General features: G+C 70.2%; 15 protein-coding genes and 1 pseudogene. 5 read left to right on the top strand and 11 right to left on the bottom strand.

Annotated features, from left to right (window positions below; all coding sequences use genetic code 11):
- Window positions 1-291 (top strand): hypothetical protein (locus M2271_RS39980; RefSeq protein WP_280892384.1); only part of this gene is annotated, 291 nt, incomplete at its 5' end.
- 383 nt (window positions 292-674) lie between these two features.
- Here M2271_RS39980 and M2271_RS39975 read toward each other — a convergent pair.
- Entirely contained in the window at window positions 675-1,097 is a 423-nt protein-coding gene (locus M2271_RS39975; RefSeq protein WP_280892383.1) for a hypothetical protein, read from the bottom strand.
- An 89-nt stretch (window positions 1,098-1,186) separates the two neighbouring features.
- On the opposite strand from M2271_RS39975, the gene M2271_RS39970 reads away from it, so the two are divergent.
- The 4 genes from M2271_RS39970 (at window position 1,187) to M2271_RS39955 (ending at window position 4,790) form a co-directional block, all read left to right on the top strand.
- Window positions 1,187-1,717 carry a hypothetical protein gene (locus M2271_RS39970; protein ID WP_280892382.1) on the top strand — a complete coding sequence of 177 codons (531 nt, stop codon included), beginning with the start codon at window positions 1,187-1,189 and terminating at the stop codon, window positions 1,715-1,717.
- Between the two features lie 101 nt (window positions 1,718-1,818).
- Window positions 1,819-2,238, top strand: coding sequence for a hypothetical protein (locus tag M2271_RS39965; protein ID WP_280892381.1), 420 nt, complete (start codon window positions 1,819-1,821; stop codon window positions 2,236-2,238).
- A 123-nt stretch (window positions 2,239-2,361) separates the two neighbouring features.
- Window positions 2,362-3,111, top strand: coding sequence for a hypothetical protein (locus M2271_RS39960; protein ID WP_280892380.1), 750 nt, complete (start codon window positions 2,362-2,364; stop codon window positions 3,109-3,111).
- Window positions 3,090-4,790 carry a hypothetical protein gene (locus M2271_RS39955; RefSeq protein WP_280892378.1) on the top strand — a complete coding sequence of 567 codons (1,701 nt, stop codon included), beginning with the start codon at window positions 3,090-3,092 and terminating at the stop codon, window positions 4,788-4,790. Before M2271_RS39960 ends, M2271_RS39955 begins: the two co-directional genes overlap by 22 nt.
- 252 nt (window positions 4,791-5,042) lie before the next feature.
- On the opposite strand, the gene M2271_RS39950 is transcribed toward M2271_RS39955, so the two are convergent.
- The 10 genes and pseudogenes from M2271_RS39950 to M2271_RS39905 form a co-directional block, all read right to left on the bottom strand.
- Entirely contained in the window at window positions 5,043-5,285 is a 243-nt protein-coding gene (locus M2271_RS39950) for a cold shock domain-containing protein (RefSeq protein ID WP_280892386.1), read from the bottom strand.
- A 351-nt stretch (window positions 5,286-5,636) separates the two neighbouring features.
- A pseudogene (locus tag M2271_RS39945) lies at window positions 5,637-6,146 on the bottom strand (sigma-70 family RNA polymerase sigma factor); the annotation flags it as partial.
- A gap of 629 nt (window positions 6,147-6,775) precedes the next feature.
- Window positions 6,776-6,919: a hypothetical protein gene (locus tag M2271_RS39940; RefSeq protein ID WP_280892376.1), complete on the bottom strand. Its 144-nt coding sequence runs from the start codon at window positions 6,917-6,919 to the stop codon at window positions 6,776-6,778.
- A gap of 442 nt (window positions 6,920-7,361) precedes the next feature.
- On the bottom strand, window positions 7,362-8,639 hold the full coding sequence (locus tag M2271_RS39935; protein ID WP_280892375.1) for a DUF2399 domain-containing protein: 1,278 nt from the start codon (window positions 8,637-8,639) through the stop codon (window positions 7,362-7,364).
- On the bottom strand, window positions 8,636-10,675 hold the full coding sequence (locus tag M2271_RS39930; RefSeq protein ID WP_280892374.1) for an SbcC/MukB-like Walker B domain-containing protein: 2,040 nt from the start codon (window positions 10,673-10,675) through the stop codon (window positions 8,636-8,638). The genes M2271_RS39935 and M2271_RS39930 overlap by 4 nt, the downstream gene beginning before the upstream one ends.
- A gap of 71 nt (window positions 10,676-10,746) precedes the next feature.
- Window positions 10,747-12,918, bottom strand: a complete 2,172-nt coding sequence (locus tag M2271_RS39925; protein WP_280892373.1) for a hypothetical protein — start codon at window positions 12,916-12,918, stop codon at window positions 10,747-10,749.
- Entirely contained in the window at window positions 12,915-14,279 is a 1,365-nt protein-coding gene (locus M2271_RS39920; RefSeq protein ID WP_280892372.1) for a DUF2398 family protein, read from the bottom strand. Before M2271_RS39920 ends, M2271_RS39925 begins: the two co-directional genes overlap by 4 nt.
- Entirely contained in the window at window positions 14,276-14,470 is a 195-nt protein-coding gene (locus tag M2271_RS39915) for a hypothetical protein (protein WP_280892371.1), read from the bottom strand. Before M2271_RS39915 ends, M2271_RS39920 begins: the two co-directional genes overlap by 4 nt.
- A 125-nt stretch (window positions 14,471-14,595) precedes the next feature.
- Entirely contained in the window at window positions 14,596-15,564 is a 969-nt protein-coding gene (locus M2271_RS39910; protein WP_280892370.1) for a DUF2397 family protein, read from the bottom strand.
- 302 nt (window positions 15,565-15,866) lie between these two features.
- Window positions 15,867-16,334: a DUF6207 family protein gene (locus tag M2271_RS39905; protein WP_280892385.1), complete on the bottom strand. Its 468-nt coding sequence runs from the start codon at window positions 16,332-16,334 to the stop codon at window positions 15,867-15,869.
- Window positions 16,335-16,637 lie beyond the last annotated feature (303 nt).

The following is a 16,637-nucleotide window of genomic DNA, read 5'->3' as shown; positions in this document are numbered from 1 at the left end:
GGGGCGGAGGGGCATAAAGCCCCTTTGGGAATTCCTGGCGGAATTCCTCGCCCCGGAATTCGCCTGGCGGCGAAATTCTCTGTGGTTTATGCCGGGCCGCTGGCGCGGCCCTTGGTTTTGCGTGTGAATTTGCCTGGCGGCAAATTCTGGGTTGTGGGTTGGAGTTTGGGTTTCTGTATTTTGCCTGGCGGCAAAATTCTTGTTTTGGTTTTGTTGGGCCGCTGGCGCGGCCCTTTCTTGGGTTTGGTGTTGTGTGGTTTTGTCGGAGCGCTGGTGCGCTCCGGTTGTTGACTGACTGTTGGATGTGACGTGGTGTCATGTTGGCTGGCGTGACTGGAAGTTGAGGTGCGGGTGTCGCGGGCCTGGTGGCCCGCGGGGTGTTGTGGGGGTTGGTTGGCTCTGTGCCTGGGTGGTGTCGTGTGTGCCCTGGGTGTAGGTGTGGGTTGCTGGCGCCTGGCGGCGCTGGGTGGGTTCGAGTTGTCGAACTTGGCTTGCTTTTCCTTGACTTGAGGGCTGTGCGGATCGGTCATTCTTGGGATGCGGGATGTCATGGGTTGAGGTGGCCGCGGTCTTGCCGTCGAGGAGTCGCGGGGTGGGTGGGCGGCGCATGGGTGTGGTGTCGGCGGCCGTGTCTGCCGCTGTCGAGGCTGGGGCGTTGTGGGAGGAATGGGCGGCTACGACGGGCTGGTGTCCAATCCTCTTTTCTGGCGGTGAACAGGCCGAGCCGTCGTCGGCTGTGTGCGGAGCTCGTCTCGGCGCTGCAGGCTCAAGGCGGCAACGGGCAGCGGGCGTTGAGTCTGTTGCTGGATGCCGCCCATGTCCTGAACCGTCCTGCGGAGTTCCGGGCTCCTTATGAGGTGGCGCAGTCGTGTTTGCGGGGTGCGCTGGACGGTGTTCTCAGCATCGCCGGTGAGGATTTTCCTGGACTGCGTAGTGCCACCAAGGCGGTGACCGAGGCGGCTGGGACCGTGGCTGCTGCCTGGCGGCAGCAGGGCGGGGTGGGTGCCGGAGATCTTGATGTCCTCGTGGGTGCGGTCGAGGAGCTGCGTGCCGAGCAAGCTGAGCGCGTCGGGTTCCGCACCCGGCAGATCGGGCACCTGGTGGCCCGAACAGACCCGGCAGGAGATGGGGCTGGTCGAGACGGAGGCGGCCCGCAGTTGGAGCGCTCTACAGCAGCGCTTCCAGTGTGCTGCACGGCTCCAGCGGTGGTGCCGATGAGGCGCGCCGCCAGTTCCACGACGTCACGGCCGCCATGGAGCAGCTGTTTTTGGGGCTGCCCGAGCGGGCGGACCGGTTGCGGGAGCTGGCCCGGCTGGAGGTGTCGGTGCAGCAGGACGCGGACGAGGTTGCGCGGATGACCGAGCCGCGGGCGGGGGTGTACTTCTTCAGTGCTGCGGTCAGTGGGCGCTGCCTTGGGCTGCTGCCGCTGTACCGGCTGTTGCCCGAGGAAGGCCGCTGGCTGACCGCGCCGTATCTGCGGCGGCTGCTGGCCCAGGAGCCGGAGCTGGTGTGTGCCTGGGTGGAGGAACGTCTGGACGCGGATCCGTGCGCAGGGGCTGGGTGCGCTGTCGCAGGCGGTCGCCGTGGTGAGCGCGGCGGGCATGGCGGCGTGTGCGCTGCTGACGAGTATGGTGCGGGCGCAGCCGGACCGGTTCGTCCTGATGCGTGTCGCGTACTGGGCCGTGGGTCGCCGTGCTCGAAAGCATCCTGCAGGTAGGGGAGTTCACGACGCTCGAGTGAGAGCGGGCTGCTGCTGCGGGCGCTCGTGGATACCGCCCACTCGGTGGGCGGCTGCGCACCGGGGTGGACCGGCTGGGCGTGATCACCCGTTCTGCGCTCGCCAGCGTGCTGGCCGATCATCTCAGCGACGAGGATGCGCGTTTTCGGGCCGAGATCGTCAACGACCTCGGCGAGGTTACGTTGGCCGACCCGCCGCATGCCATCGTCGTGACGCTGATGCGGGCCGTGCTCGATCTTGCCTTGGCCGAGGCGTGGCTGGGCGTGCCGGTCGCGCAGCGGCTGCGGGGCGTGCACGGCAAGCTGCCCGCCACCGAGCACCGGACGCGGCTGGTGGCCGTGCACCTGGCCGAGTCCTGGCCCCTCGACGGAGAACATCCCGAGGCTGCGGCCGGATGGTGGCAGGTGGCGATCGATGCCGTGCGGGAAGTGGCCCAGCGCAGACCTCGCCAGCTTCCTCGCCCTGCTGGACGCCCACTACCCCCAAGAGCTGCGGGCTGAGCTCGAGGCGGCGCTCGCCGAGGGCCTGGGCGCACCGCCCGCCGCGCAGGAGATGGGGCCTGGGCCGACGCCTTCCCTGGGCCGGTGCCGCGCCGGTGGCGAATTGTGCGGGGCCTGTCCCCCGTGTTGCCCGAGGCCGTGCGCGCGCCCTGGCAGCCGGTCCTGGCCCTGCTGGAGGAGAAGTACGGGCCGCCGGCCGAGCTGCCCGGGCCCGTTGTGAAGATCACTAGCTGGGTGGAGTCCTATGGCGGGCTGCCCCTGGAAGCCTTCACCGCGCGCGTGCAGGCCGATGGAGTGGCGGCAGCCGTCGCCGAGCTCGCCGCTACTCCGGTGCCCCTCGACGACGAAGACGAGGACGGGGATGGTGCGCGCGCCGCGCTTCTCGGCGAGCTCGCCACCCAGGACCCGGATGCCTGGGCCGCCGACCCGACCACGGTGGCCACGGCCGCCGCGCGCCCGGCCCTGCAGACCGCTTACTTCAATGCTCTCCACCACGCCGCTGCGGGCGGCCGCCTCGGCCCCGGTCTGCTGGGCCCTCTCGCCGAGGCCGCCTTCGCCGTACGTCCGCAGGAGGCCGGCGTGCCGCACGAGGCGCGGCTGCAGCTGGTCATCTCCAACCTCCTGCACCGGCTCTGGAACAGCGGCGCATCCCTGGGGGGCAGTGGAGGCGGACGCCGTGGCCTGGCTGCGTGCCCTCATCACCGACTGGTCCACGCCGCGCCTGGGCACCTCCTCCCCGCTGGGCGCGGCCACGACGGCGCCTGGCGGCAGCGCCCTGCTGTCCTTGACCGCCTGGGGCATCCAGCACGCGGCGCGCACCGGCGAGGGACTGCCCGGGCAGTCCCTCGCCGGTGGGACTGCCCGGGCAGCTGACGGCGGTACTGGAGGAGGTGCTGGGCGCTGAGCCGGACGATCAGGCCCTTGCCATCATCGGCTTCGGCCAGCTTCACCACTGCGACCCTGTCTGGGTCACCGACCACGCCGACGCGCTGCTGCCCTTGGATCCGGCGTGGCGTCCCGCGCGCAGCTGGCTCACCCATGGCAGACCCGACCCTGCCCTGCTGGCCCGGCTGGACCGTGCCGGTCTGTGGCAGGCGTTATGCGCGCCGCATGCCGAGAGCGCTCTCGACCGGGTCTTCCTGGCCCTTCTGGACGAGGCCGAACTCCTTGGCCCTGCTGGTGCATTCATCGCCGGGCTCGCCGGTTGCATGGGCGGAGACAAGGCCGTCTCGGTGATGCTGTCCCGGCTCGCCACCTACACCGCCCGCGCCGAAAGCGACGAGGTGGCCGAGGGGGTCTCCGTCGTCTGGGGCGCCGCACTCGATGCCGGCCTGCCGACTGCCGCACTGCACGGAGTGGGGCACTTCGCCTTCGCCGACAGCCTCGCCCAGGACACCTGGCTGGAACTCACCGCCGCCGCCCTCACCCAACAGCCCGACCTGGAAGACGCTGACCACGTCGCCGAACGTGCCGCCCGCACCCCCGCCGCCCAGCTCATCGCCACCGCCGGCCTCGACCACGGGTCCGCCTGGGATACTGGCGCGTCCCTGGAGGCCGTGGAAGCGGATGCCGTGGCGTGGCTGCGTGATCTGGTCACCGGCTGGAGCACCCCGCGTCTGGGCACCTCCTCCCCACTGGGCGCGGCCACGACGGCGCCCGGCGGCAGCGCCCCGCTCTCCCTGACCGCCTGGGGCGTCCAGTCTGCGGAGCGCACCGCGGGCGGTCTGCCCCAGGAGCTGACGGTGACGCTGGAGGCGTTGCTGGGTGCCGAGCCGGCCGACGATCAGGCTCTCGCGGTCATCGGGTTCTGCCTCACCCTGCTCCACCGCTGCGACCCCACCTGGACGGCCGACCACATCGACACACTCCTGCCCTTGGAGCCGGCATGGCGCCCTGCGCGTGTCTGGCTGACTCACGGCAAGCCCGACGCAGCATTGCTGCCCCGGCTGGACCACACCGGTCTGTGGCGTGTCCTGTGCGCGCCGGACGCCGAAGGCTCCCTCTGCCGGGTCTTCCTTCCGCTGTTGGACAATGCCGAACCCCTCGGCCCTGCCGCGGAGTTCCTCGCCGGACTCGCCGGCTGCGCCGGCGGGGCCGTGGCCGTATCCGCGATGCTGTCCCAGCTCGCCACCTACACCGCCCGGTCAGAGAGCGGCGAGGTGACCGAGCGGGCCGCTGGTCTGTGGCGTACTGCCCTGGGTGCCGGTCTGCCGGCTGCCGCCTTGCGCGGGGTCGGGCATTTCGTGTTCGCCGCTTGTCTTGACCAGGACCTGTGGCTGGAGCTCACTGTCGCCACTCTCACCCAGCAGCCCGACCTGGAAGAAGCCGACTACCTGGTCAAACGCGCCGCCCGCACTCCCGCTTCTCCTGGTGCCCAGTTCATCGCTGCCGCTGCCCTCGGCCACGGGCCGGCCAACGGTTATCGGGCCAGGACCGTCCGCCGCGCTGCCGACCTCTATGCCGCGGCACCCGCCGAGAACACCCCCGAGCGTGCGGCATTGCGTGTGGCCCTGATCAACGCCGGAGCCATCGATGACGCCTACGGGAGCTGACGGACGTCTCGGGATTACGGCAAAGACGGCAGACCGGTGCGCCGGTACCGTTCCGGGAGGACGCTGCATGTTCGCTGGACCAGGGGATCGAGGCCGCGTGCTCGTGGCCGGCCCGTCTCACCTGCCCCGTGTACGAGCCTGTGGTGTCCTTCCTTCCAGAATTTGGCGCCCCGCCGAACATCGCGTCTCTGCGTCCGGTGACAGTCTGCAAGTCCCTATCTGGCAGAAATCGGTGTGTGGACGCGGGACTGTTTATCCGTTCACATACCTCACGCCGTCCGCTTGGGGTCCTTTCTGGCCGTGCGAGATGGTGAACTGGACACGCTGTCCTTCCTCAAGGGTTCGGTGTCCGTCCATTTGGATAGCGCTGTAGTGGACGAAGACGTCGACGGACGGGCTACCGTCGGCGGCATCGACCGAGATGAAGCCGTACCCCTTTTCCGCGTTGAACCATTTGACTGTTCCGGTCCTGTACGGGTGTCCCTGCCCCTCAATCCTTTCAGCGGCTCCATCTGATTCGTGTACGTCGGCGGGCTCAGCGGGCAGGTTGGCGGGGCGGCGGGCGCGATTCTCGACAGCCGTCAGCAATGCGTCGTCGGCCGTGCCCAGTACATGGTCGAGTGCTTCGTCGGTGTCCTGGTCCACATCGGCGTGGGTGGGTCCCGTTTCGGGGCACTGTGCCATGGCCGTGGTCGGCGTCCGAGCCCTGCGGGATGATGCGGGTCCGGACAGCCTGCAGGAGCGAGGCGTCCATCTGTCCGAGGAGCAGGTCCAGTTCGTCATCGGGAGTGCGTTCGACGTTGCTCGCTGCGGCCTCCTTCGGTCGGTGATGCCGAGCTGCTGCTTGAGGCTGCGGCGGGCCCGCAAGAGGTTCTGCAGAACCGCCGCTTGTTCCAGGCCCATCGATTCGGCGATCTCGGCGGTGGAGAATCCGTCGAGATGCCAGGCCATCACACTGCGCTGTTTGAAGGGCAGTTGAAGAAGTGTGTACAAGACGTAACGTTGCTGCTCGTTCAGTTCTGCCGCCTGCAGAGGGGTGCGCCAGTCCGCGCTCGTCTCCGCCAGACGCTCAGCAAGATCGTCTTCAGGCTGCTCAGGGACCGATTGCCGCAGGAAGGCCCGCAGGGCGACCGTGCGCAGCCACGCACGCGGGCTGCGCACCGGCTGCTTTGAGCGCATCAGTTCCACGAAGGCGCTGTGCACGGCGTCTTCGGCTTCCGGGTATTCCGCTCCATGGCGCAGAAGGAACCGGATGAGGTAGGGCCGGTCCTCCTGGTAGGAAGTGCCGATGTCTGCCGGCGTCGCTGCCTGGTGCCGCGCGCCGGGAACGGGCACGGATGCGGTGTCATCCTCCATACGATCCACGGCTGTCTTCCCTCCCCCGTGCTCCCTGACGCACTGCCAGGTGACGGCCCGTCTCGTCCCGCTCCTGCAAGGTACCGCCCTCCCATAGCGCGTTGACGCGGGCCGTGCGGCCTTGCTCTTCGATGCGAGCCCTCCTCAACAGGGCCCGGGCGGTGATCCGGGCCACGAGCACCCGAGCGATGCCTCCGACCGAGCACGCGGCCACGGTCATTGCCGCGCTGACAACTGTGCTGTCCACGACGCTGTGTTCCTCCTCCGGCAAGGGCCGGTGCCCTCGCTCCGATAAGGAGTAGCGATGGAGACCGTTTTTCTGACATCCGGGGCCAACCAGGCCTCCGTCCGGGCTGACCCGCGGCAGTTCGTGATCTACCAGTTGCCTCGGTCACGCGGCTGCGGATCACACCCCTTTCGACAGAAGAATTCCGCCGAGAACAACAGAGGAGGAATTCTTTTACTCAGAATAAGAATTGTTCCGAGATTCGATGCAGAGTTCCGGTTAACCGATTCGTATTCGGTCTTTTCGTGTGTGACCCTATGCGAGGCTGTGGCGTGGTGGCACCGAGGTCCTGCGCCAGAGTGGGCAGAAGCCGCCCGCAGGGCCCGTGCACGGCCAGGCGCGCTCAGCGAGGGCGGTAGGAGTCAGCCGGCCTCTCGGCTCGCGCGCAGACGGCCAGGCTGATCACGACGACGTTGCCGCCTTCCACGGTGATTCCTTCATAGGCGCCCGACGCGCGGCGGTTGAGGAACATCCGCAGGATGCGCAAGGTGCGATCGGAGCTGCGGTGCCGTCAGGTGGGCTCGCTTGCGCTGGTGGTGAGGGGTGCGCGATTCGGTGCGATCCCGACTACCGCAATTCCCTAATAAGTGAACCTTGCGTCAAAATACGCCGCCGTCCGCTGCTACGGGCATGTCGCAGATCCTTGAGCAGCACCATGTGCAGGCCCAAGGCCGACACTCTCCGTCACCGGCGCGCAGTGTCACCTCCCTGCCTGCTGGGGACGCAGTGCACGTCTACTCGTTCACGGTGCGCAGCAAACCCGTGTCATGCTGCGCCGGTCTCTGGCCGTTCGACGAGGTGACCGCCTGGAAGCGGGCCCGGCTCGACCAGCGCGACGAGGTGGATGCGGTGATCGCGCGCCAACGGCCTGGGCGGACTCGACGAGCTTGAACACCATGGCGAGGGCCGCGGCAGGACTGCCGGAACCTTTAGGGCTGGGATGAGCCCGGCGTGCCGGCGGTGATGTCGGCGAGCAATGCGGGCAGGAGGTCCTCCTCGTACACGGGCACGGAATGCTCCCGCATCACGGACACCAGGCTCGCATCCCAGGGAGCATCCGATGCCTGCAGGTGCAGGGTTTCGGTGCCCCCGGGGACAGCCGTGAGGTAGTCGGCTGCGCTCATCCGCCACGCGACCGCGGCCGGTGCGGCAGCGAGGAGAGCGCGCATGTGCGCCAGTCCGGCCTGATCGAAGTCGGCGCGGACGGCGATGTGCCAGCCGGCGTCCGACAGCGCGCCGACGGCTTCGCATTCCAGCTGTGAGGGTGTGCCGGCCGTACAGATCACCCGTGGTGTGGTGGCCGTGTCCTGGGCCAGGGCGTGGGTGCTCGCCGCGGCGAGCACGGACGGGTTCTCCGTGACGAAGACCCACGTGCCGGGGATCTGGGGACGCTCCCATGCGATCTTGGCGAGTTCTCTGGGCGGCAGGGTGAAGGTCGCGCCGGGCGGTATCCGCCATCCTCGGGGCGTGATTCCGGTGATGATGAGTCCGCCGAGCAGGTCGTCGCAGTCCACTCCGAGTCGGGCCCAGCTGGAGCGCACCGTGGTCGCGGAGGATCCGGTCAGGGCGAGGACGAGCGCGGGCAGGGCTCCGCTGTCCAGTGCGTGGGGGTTGCCCGGCACCAGCGTGCGGCGGTCGATGCGCCGGCCGGGTGGAGGCAGGCTGCCGGCGACCTGCAGCGCCTGGGCGAGCAGTGCAGCGGGATCCGGTGTGTTGAGCAGTCGGGTGATCCATCCGGCGCTGTGCAGTCGGCTGAAGACGGTGTCCGGTCCCACGCGTTCCCGCACGTGGTGGGGCAGGCCGGCGACGGCGCTTTCGAGTTGAGTACGGAGCCGGTCGGATGCGGCCGTGTGCTCGGCGCGGCTGCGGGCTTTTGCTGCCAGGCGGCGGGTGCTGGCGTGGGCGGCGACGGCGCCGGGGGTGAGTGAGGGGCCGCGTGTGGCCAACGCCGCGGTCAGTTCCTCCAGGCTGACGCGGCGCCGCTGGCCGGGCTCCAGCGGGCGTCCGCCGATGAGGCCGGCTGCTGCCGCGCGCTCGGCCGGCGCGGCCGGCACCGTCACGGTGACCGCGGGGCCTGCGGTGAGGGTCTCGTCCCCGCGCCGGTCGGCCGCCGCCGCCAGGGCCAGCCACAGCCAGGTGAGTTCGGGGGTGAGCAGCGGAGTCAGATCGGCGTCCGTGCAGGCGTCGCCGCACAGCGGGCAGCTCATACGGGCCCCCCGGCGGGCAGTGCGGGATCGGTGTCCTCCGGCAGGGTTTGGCCGGTCCGGATCAGCATGGGGAAGGCGACGACGGTGCCGTCGGCGCCGGCTTCGAGGTCGTGGGCGTCGATGCCGTCCCAGGCGCCGGGTGCGCCGTCCCACAGGTAGGAGGTGCACAGGACGTCCAGGTCGAGTTCGGCGAGGTAGCGGGCCAGTCCTTCGCGGCCGCGTTCGTCGACTTCGGCGGGGACTTCGTCGAGCGGGACCAGGCGCAGGCCGGTGCTGGGAAAGCGGTCGTAGCTGGCGGCGATGGCGGCGATGGCGGCGATGGCGGCGATGGCGGCGAGCATGGGTGCCAGGACCACCAGGCGCCGTTCGCCGCCGGACAGGCCGGTGCGTGAACCCCAGTGGCCGGTGACGGGCTTTCCGCCGGGGCCGGGGCGTTCGACGAGGTAGCGGACCTCGACCCAGTTACGGATGTCGACGGCGGCGGCGAGGCGTTCTTTCATGGTGGAACCGTCCGCGGCGGCCAGCAGGGACTGCAGGGCCTGGCCGACTTCTTCCTTCTGCGCGTCGGTGCGCAGGGCGTCGCCGACTTTGCAGGACAGTTCGTACACGGTGCGGGTGGCGGCGTCGAGGTCGCTGCGCAGGTCGATATGGACTTGCACGCCGACGCCGGAGGATGCCTGGGCTGCCCGCATCTTGCGGTTGACCGTCTTCTTCCATCCCGTCAGGGCAGCCCATGCCGTACCGATCGCGGTGGGCAGCCGGCCGATGACGAAGTCGCGCAGCGCTGCCGCTTCCGCGGCGTCGAGGGCGGCCTTGGCCCGGTCGGCAAGGGTTCGGGCGCGTTGGGCTGCGCTGAGGGGGTCGTAGTGGGTTTCCGCGTGGGTCAGGACGAAGGTGTCGAGCTGTTCCATGCCGGCGGGCGGGTCGTCCCGGGCGATGGTCCAGGTCTGGGCGAGTTCGGCGCGGACGGTGTCGTAGCGCTCGCCGAGGGTTTTCTTGGAGGCGGTGGGGCGGCGGGCGAGCAGGTCTCCGACGGCGGCGAGATCGGCGGTGTCGGCGTTCTGGGAAGCGAGGTGGGGGTCGGTTCCCAGGGCCTGGGCGAGGGGAGGCCAGGCGAGCAGGGCGGTCAGATGTGCCCGGGTGGTCTTCTGGAGGGGGAGGACGTCGTTGAGGCGGCTCTGGGCGGCGGTGAGCTCTCCTTCGCGGGTGCTGAGGTGCTTCTCGGCGGCAAGGGCCTGTTCGCGGGCGAGTGTGAGCTGCTTGTGAAGCTCTTTGGCCTGTGCGGTGGCCTGCTCGTAGCGGCGTGCCGCGTCGTCGGCGTCGCCGTGGGACGACTGGACCTCGGTGAGTTCTGCCTGGGTCTCCAGCACGGTGGTGTGCATGCCCTGGGCGGTGTGCTGGAGGTCGGCGAGCCGCTCGGTGAGGGCGGCTTCATCGGGCAGACTGTCCACGATGCGCTGTAGTCGGGGCAGCAGCCGGGTGGCCAGCTGGGTGGCGCAGCCGGTTAGCTTCTCGGCGGATTCCCGGCTTGTTTCGATCAGCTGGGCCAGATCGGCGGGGTCGGCGGGCATGCCCAGGCTTCGGGCGCGGGTCTCCCAGGCGGTGCGCAGGCGGGTGTGTTCGACCGCGGCGTCCTCGGCCCGCTGACGCAGGGTCCGTGCGGTGCTGTGGCGTGCATGCGCCGTCTTCGCGGTGCGGGCGCGTTCGGCCTCGGCGGTGGTCAGCGCGTCCCGCGGAGGGAAGCCCCGTCCCTGGTCGCGGAGGGTGTCGCGTTGCGTGCGGCGTTCGGCTGCGAGCCGGCGCTCGTGGCCGGCGCTGGACTCGAGTTCCAGCGCGGCGGTGTCGAGTTCGTCGGCCCTGGCAAGGGCCCGGGCCAGGCGGGTACGTGCGCCGATGTGCGAGGCGGCCGGGATCTGATGGCCGGTGGTACGCAGGGCGGTGACGGGGTCTGCGGTGAGAGGGCCGGCGGTGAAGGTGCCGTCGCGTCCGATGACGAGCGCCAAGGTGTGCCGGTGGTCGGTGGCGGTGTCGGCCACGGCGATGCGCTGCAGGACTGCGCGGGCGAGGCTGGCGTGCGGATGGCCGGACGCGATGTCGAGAACGGCGGTCAGGTTGTGCTCGTGGACAGGTCCCGCAGGGCTGATGTGCCAGGCGTGGGGGTGGCGCCGCCCTCGTGCAGGTGGGCGCCGAGGATTCCGGCGCTGGCCAGGGCCAGCTCCAGCAGGGCTTTGCGGTCGTCCGCGCCGTGCAGGGCGGAGTGCCATTCGAGGAGGGCGCCCAGCGCGGTGTCGTCCTCGCCCGGCCCCGCCCAGGCAGGACGCGGCAGCGGCAGGAGCCGTCCGGAACGCAGGTGGCGGGCTTCCAAGCGGTGCTGCGCAGCGGTGGCATCGAGGCTTGCTGCGGTGGCGAGGTGCTGATGGGCTGTGCTCTCGTGACCGGCGGCGAGGGTTTCGCCGATGCGCAGGGCTTGGTCGGCCCAGGCGTCGAGCTGGTCACGGACCGCGGCGGGTTCCGCGTGGGTGAGGGCATCGACGTCGTTGGTGTCCCACACCGTCAGCTCGTCCCCGTCCAGGGCCGCTTCGTCGTGCAGGCCACGCAGAGCGGAATGCCCTGGTGCCCACTGGGCAACCTCGGCGAGGACCTGGCGGGCGGCCGTGCGGGCTGCTGCGGTGGCGCGGTCATGGGCCTGGCTGGTTTCGTCGTAGGCGCTTTCGGCCCTGGCTGCCGTGTGGTGTGCGGTGGCGGCTGTCTCCTGGGCCGCGGCGACGGGGTCGTGGTCACGCAGAATCAGCGCGGCCTTGTCGGCCGCGGAGCAGTGATTGCGGGCTCGGGCTGTCCACTCGGCGGCAAGCTGTTCGAGACCCTCGCGGTCGTGGGTGAGTGTCATGCCCGGGCCTGGATCGGCAACGCGGTCGGCGACCGGGCGGGTGACGCGGGCCCGGGGGTGGTGGGCGAGCAGGGTTTCCAGCGCAACGGGCTGGGCACCGGCAGCTTCCGCGCCGGCCACCCTCTCCTCGAGGTCGCCGATGATGTCGTCGAGGGCGTCCCGGCCGGTCTTGGTCTGTGTGCGGGCCTGCTGGGCGGCAGCATGCAGGCTGTCGTAACTGCTGACCGCGGCGTGTTGTTCGGCGCGCAGCCGTTTACGCAGGTCCATGACGCGCCCGTGGGAGCGGTAGGCGTCGCTGGTCTCGATGGCGCGGGCGGCGGCCTGGGCCTCCTGGTGGGCTTCCTCGAACCGTTGGACGTCGCCCCCGGCCTGGTCGGCATCGGCCTTTGCGGTCTCCAGCAGGCCGATGCACTGCTGGACGCGGCGGCGGCGTGTGCTGGCGTCGTCGTGGGCGTGGCGTGCGGCCGCGTGGGCAGCGCGGGTGACGTCGACGACGTGCCCGGTCCACACGCGGGCGAACTCCTCCAGGAGGGTGGCGGCGTGCTCGTCGCGTTCGAACGCTTCACGGGTGGTGTCGGACTCGGCGAGGGCCTCGGCGGTGGCGGTGAGAACGTCCTCGGCCACACCCGGCAGGGACTGGCGCAGCGCGTCGGCGGCTGCGGCTGCGGCTGCGGCTGCGGCCGGGGAGACGTCGCCCAGGAGGGTCGGGTTGCGCACTTCCCGCAGCCGGGCGGCGAGCAGGCGCAGTTCGGCGGAGGTGGTGGACCAGATACGGGTGGCCAGGTCTTCGACGTACTCCTCGGGTTCGGCGAAGACCCGTCCGCCGGCGGCCTCGATGTGGGCGGAGAACTCTTCATGCTCCAGCGCGCTCCCGTTGGCACCGCGCAGCGCCAGGTCTTTCAGCGGGCGGCCGGGCACGGTGAAGGGGACGACGCTGACGGCGGGGGTGGAGCTGGGCGAGTACTGCAGCCGGACACCGAAACTGACGACATTGCCGTTTGCTGCCGTCCCGTCCGGTGCGTTCGGTGCCGGTTCGCCGGCCGGGGCGGCGAACGTCAGCCACAGATAGCCGTAACGGCGGCCCTTGGCCGGGGCGCCTTCGCTCATCAGGAGTTTCAGTGTGGTGGGGCGTGCCTTGCCTGCGGCCAGCTTGGCTCCGTTCAGATCGAGCAGGTAGGGCCACAGGGCTTCCAGCGCGGTGGTCTTGCCGGTCCCGTTGGGTCCGCGCAGCAGGAGCCGGCCCGATGCGGCGGGCAAGTCCAGGTCGCCGTAGCGCCACACGTTCGACAGTCCGGCGCCGACCAGGCGCCAGCGGCCGCCGAAGCGGCCGGTGTCGCCGGACGGTGCGGGCGCCGGGGGTTGGGCGAAGTCCAGGTCGAGGATGTCACTCATGCGGTACGTTCCTCCGTGTTCTCTTCGGCCTCGATCTCGCTGAACAGGCCCTGCTGCAAGGGGATGTGGGGGTGTTTGGGGGTCGGTGTGCCGCGGGGAACGCGGGTTCGGGCGGTCTTGGGGAGGGCGGTGCCTTCCTCCGCCCAGCGGCCGGTGGTGGGGGCGAGCCACCACATGGAGATCGTCTTCTCGTCGGCCTGCGGGGCGGTGTGGGTCAGTCGGGCCAGGTGGGTGCCGGTCAGCAGGTCACCCACTTTGCCCACCAGCAGGAGGGGGTCTTGGATGTACTCGGTGCTCCAGCCGCCGCGTCCGGAGGCGTTGTTGGCGCCGAATGCCGTCAGCGCTTCTATCACCGCCTCCTCGGTCAGACCGCGCCATCCTGGTCCGGGAGCGTTGTCGGTGGTGCCGTTCAGGGCGGCGTGGTCGAGCAGCAGCAGCGCGGCATGGGCGATGGTGCCGGGTGCGGGGAAGGGCATCGGGCCGAGTTCGTGGAAGTGGCGGAAGGCCTCGTCGGGCACAACGAATGCGGCGCCCTCCGCTCGGCGTTCCAGCACGAGCCCGAAGGCGTCGGCCAGCGGGCCGCCGTCGTCGCCGCGCACGCGCTGGCTCAGCCACTGCGCCTCGGCATCGTCCAGCAGCGCGGCGTGGACGCAGGTGTCGTCCACGAGCGCGCGGCGCATCCGGCGGGCGGCGTCCGGTTCGCGGTGGGCCTGTTCCAGCCATGCGTGCGGATCCGCGGCCGGGTCGAGGGTGCCGGGGTTGGCGATGACATAGGCCAGCCGGATGTGGTGGACGGCCAGCAGTACGGGCGCCTGTTCGTCGTGCAGGTAGCGGTCGAGGTCACCGTCGAGACGCTCGACCACGCCGCGGTCATCGAGCATGTGCAGGGCGGCCAGGATGGCGCGGCGTTCTGCGATGTCGTGGTGGGTGGGCAGTCCGGCCTCGGCAGCGGCGGCGTGGGCCTGGGTGACCAGGTGTCCCAGGGCGGTGCGCGGCGGCATCGACTCGGCGGCTGCCAGCAGCAGGAAGAACCAGGAGCAGGCGGCGGGGCTCGGTCCCTGGGCGGCCCACGCCTGGGGGCGTGGTGGCGGGCTTTTCCGCAGGCGCACCAGGTCGCGTTCGATGATCAGCACCCAGCCCAGCCGGGCGACGGCGGAGCGCAGCGCGTGCTCGTTGCGGCGTATCGCAGCGATGAGTTCGTCGTGGCGGCCGCCGATGAGCCAGCAGGTGGCCGCCAGGCCGCGCAGGAGTGCGGCGGCCTCGGGGTGCCATGCTCTGCGCCTCCGCTGCGCAGGGTGAGCAGATGCCGTGTCTGGTGCGGGCGCCGGCTCGTGTGCGGGGGTGTCCGTGGCCTCGCTCATGCTGCGCCCTCCTGCCGGGGGATGAGGTCGGAGGGGTCGACTTCGGGCGTGTTCGGGCTGGTCTGCGGGGTGATGCGCAGGGGTGTGTGTGCCGAGGGGTCGTCTGTTGTCGTGGTGCCCGCCAGGGCGGCCAGGGCCGCGGTGGAAGGGCGCTGGCCGGGCTGGTGGAAGAGCGGGATGCGTCCGGGCAAGAGCACCCGCCAGGTAGGGGCGTTCAGGATGCCGGTGCCGGAGCCGGTGTGGACGAGCGTGCAGGCAAGGCCGCCACTGGTGCCGGTGCGGCGGGGTCCGTTTGCGGCGGTCCGGGCGGCGGCCGTCAGGGCGGCGAGAGCGGCTCGGGCTGCCGCCTCGTCCAGCGGCTGGCCCGGGACCGAGGCCAGGACCGCGGCGAGTGCCCTTTGGTGTCCGGCCTGGCGGCGTGCCCGGGCCTCGGCGACCTGGGCCTTGGCCGCGGTGTCGTCACGTGGTGCGGCGCCTCTGCCGCGCGGACCGGAACGGCCGGCGGTGCGCAGCAGTGTCGGCACCGGTACCTGGGGCCCGCCCCGCCAGGACGGGTTCCGGCGGCGATGAGGTCGCGCGCCTGGGAGGCATCCACAGCCGCCTGTGCCAGCAGGCCGAACCACGGCCGCAGCACCACGAGTGCCGCTGCGGCCCGTGCGGAACCGGAGTCGAGTTCGGCTGCCACGCGGGTGGCATAGTCGACCAGCAGGCCCTTGAGGTCGTTGGTGCGTTCCTCATCCAGGTCGAACCGGTCCGCGAGACCTATCAGCGCGTCCTCGGCCCCGACCAGGGCGGCATCGAGGTCATCGTGGCTCGTGAACACGGTGCTCACGGCGTCCAACACGGCGGCGTCGAGGCGGCCGGCATCGGGCTCGCCTATGCCCAGGGCCGTGGCGAGCTGCTCGAGGTGGGACACGATGCGGCTGAGTGACACGATCGGGATTTCCCGCGCGGTGACCGTTCCCGCCAGGACCTGGCGGTAGAAACGCTGGACGTGCCGGCCCGCAGGACTGGCGGTGTAACGCCAGTTCCGGGCCAGGATCTCGGCGTACCGGCGTGCGTGGCTGGTGTCCGACCGGAACGAAACCGCGCCCATGTCTTTCAGCGCGTCCAAGCGCTTCTCCACCAGGCGTGTGTCCAAGCGCACTCCGGAAGTCGACAGTGCTGCCGCGACCTCGGCAACCGTCAGGTCGGTCACCGACCCCTCCAGCACATCCATGATCGCGATGTATTCGCTGGACTCAGGCCGCACCAGATATCCCACGACCTTACGTGCGTCGGTCACGCCGTCGGTTGCGGCGGGCTTCTCTTCTGCTGGTGACACCACTCCCCCATCGACGACGCCAACGGCCGCTTGTCCCAAGCCTCCTTTGAAAAGTAGACGCCCCCACTGACAACGCCCTCGGAAAGGCATGAATTCAAGGATCCCCTGTCATGCCGTGTGTGACGTAAATGCATCACATCCTCCTCAGACAGAGGCGATCAAGAACCGCTCCCGGTCAACTCCCCTACGCCACACTGCCACTGGAGTGCTTGAGCTGCATCGATGGCTGCTGCGGCGAGAAGGGGATCACCTGCAGAATCGGTTCACAGGCGAGGGGAATCGCAGCCTTCACCTACGAGAGCCACAGGAAGGTATTCAGCCATGTTGATGGATGAAGCCCAGGCTATAAGCGTGGCCCTTGAGGATGGGCCTTCCATGCTCCAGGAATTCGATAAAGCGTTCGACTTTTCGGTGAGTTCAGCACTACGCCTTGCCGGGGTGGTCCGGTTCGCACTGGCTCGGCGCGACAATTCCGGGCTGCAAACTGCCCATCCCCCAGACGGCGCGCCGGTTGGGCGGCGACCGAGCCGGCCGCGGCTCGCCGGGTCTGAGCGGAACGGCTGGCGCAGATCCAGATAGCAGCGCAGCCGTACACCAGGCTGGCCCGGCTCCCGTGTCAGGTCCTCTGCCGTCACCGTCGCCCACCGCTCGGCGAATACGGCCTGAAGGGTGAACGCGGTTGCAGCGTCGGCAGCCGCGACGTCGAGCACGACCAGCCCGGGCCCCTGCACATGCACTTTGCCCAGAGAAACGCCCTCCAGATGGTTCCACCCCTGTCCCCGCAGGTCAGACCCCGAAATCGCCGCTCCAGGCCCCCAATTACGTCGACGAATGCGGGCATGGCCATGCAGGCCCTCATGCGCGGGTTCGCGTCCGCCCTGCCCACGGTCCCGGCTCCAGACGGCGCGCACGCCGTACCGTTCGAACCCCCGCACCGTCCTCGTCCGCACGGCGCAGCGCCTTCCCGCCGGAGACCGCACCGGCACCGCTCCCCCTCCCGCAACAGGGTCTACTGACTGTCCCCCACGGACCTC

This window comes from Streptomyces sp. LBL, from assembly GCF_029893585.1.
Lineage (GTDB): Bacteria > Actinomycetota > Actinomycetes > Streptomycetales > Streptomycetaceae > Streptomyces.
The sequence above is the reverse complement of the archived record's forward strand: the minus strand, read 5'-3'. Positions and strand labels throughout refer to the sequence as shown.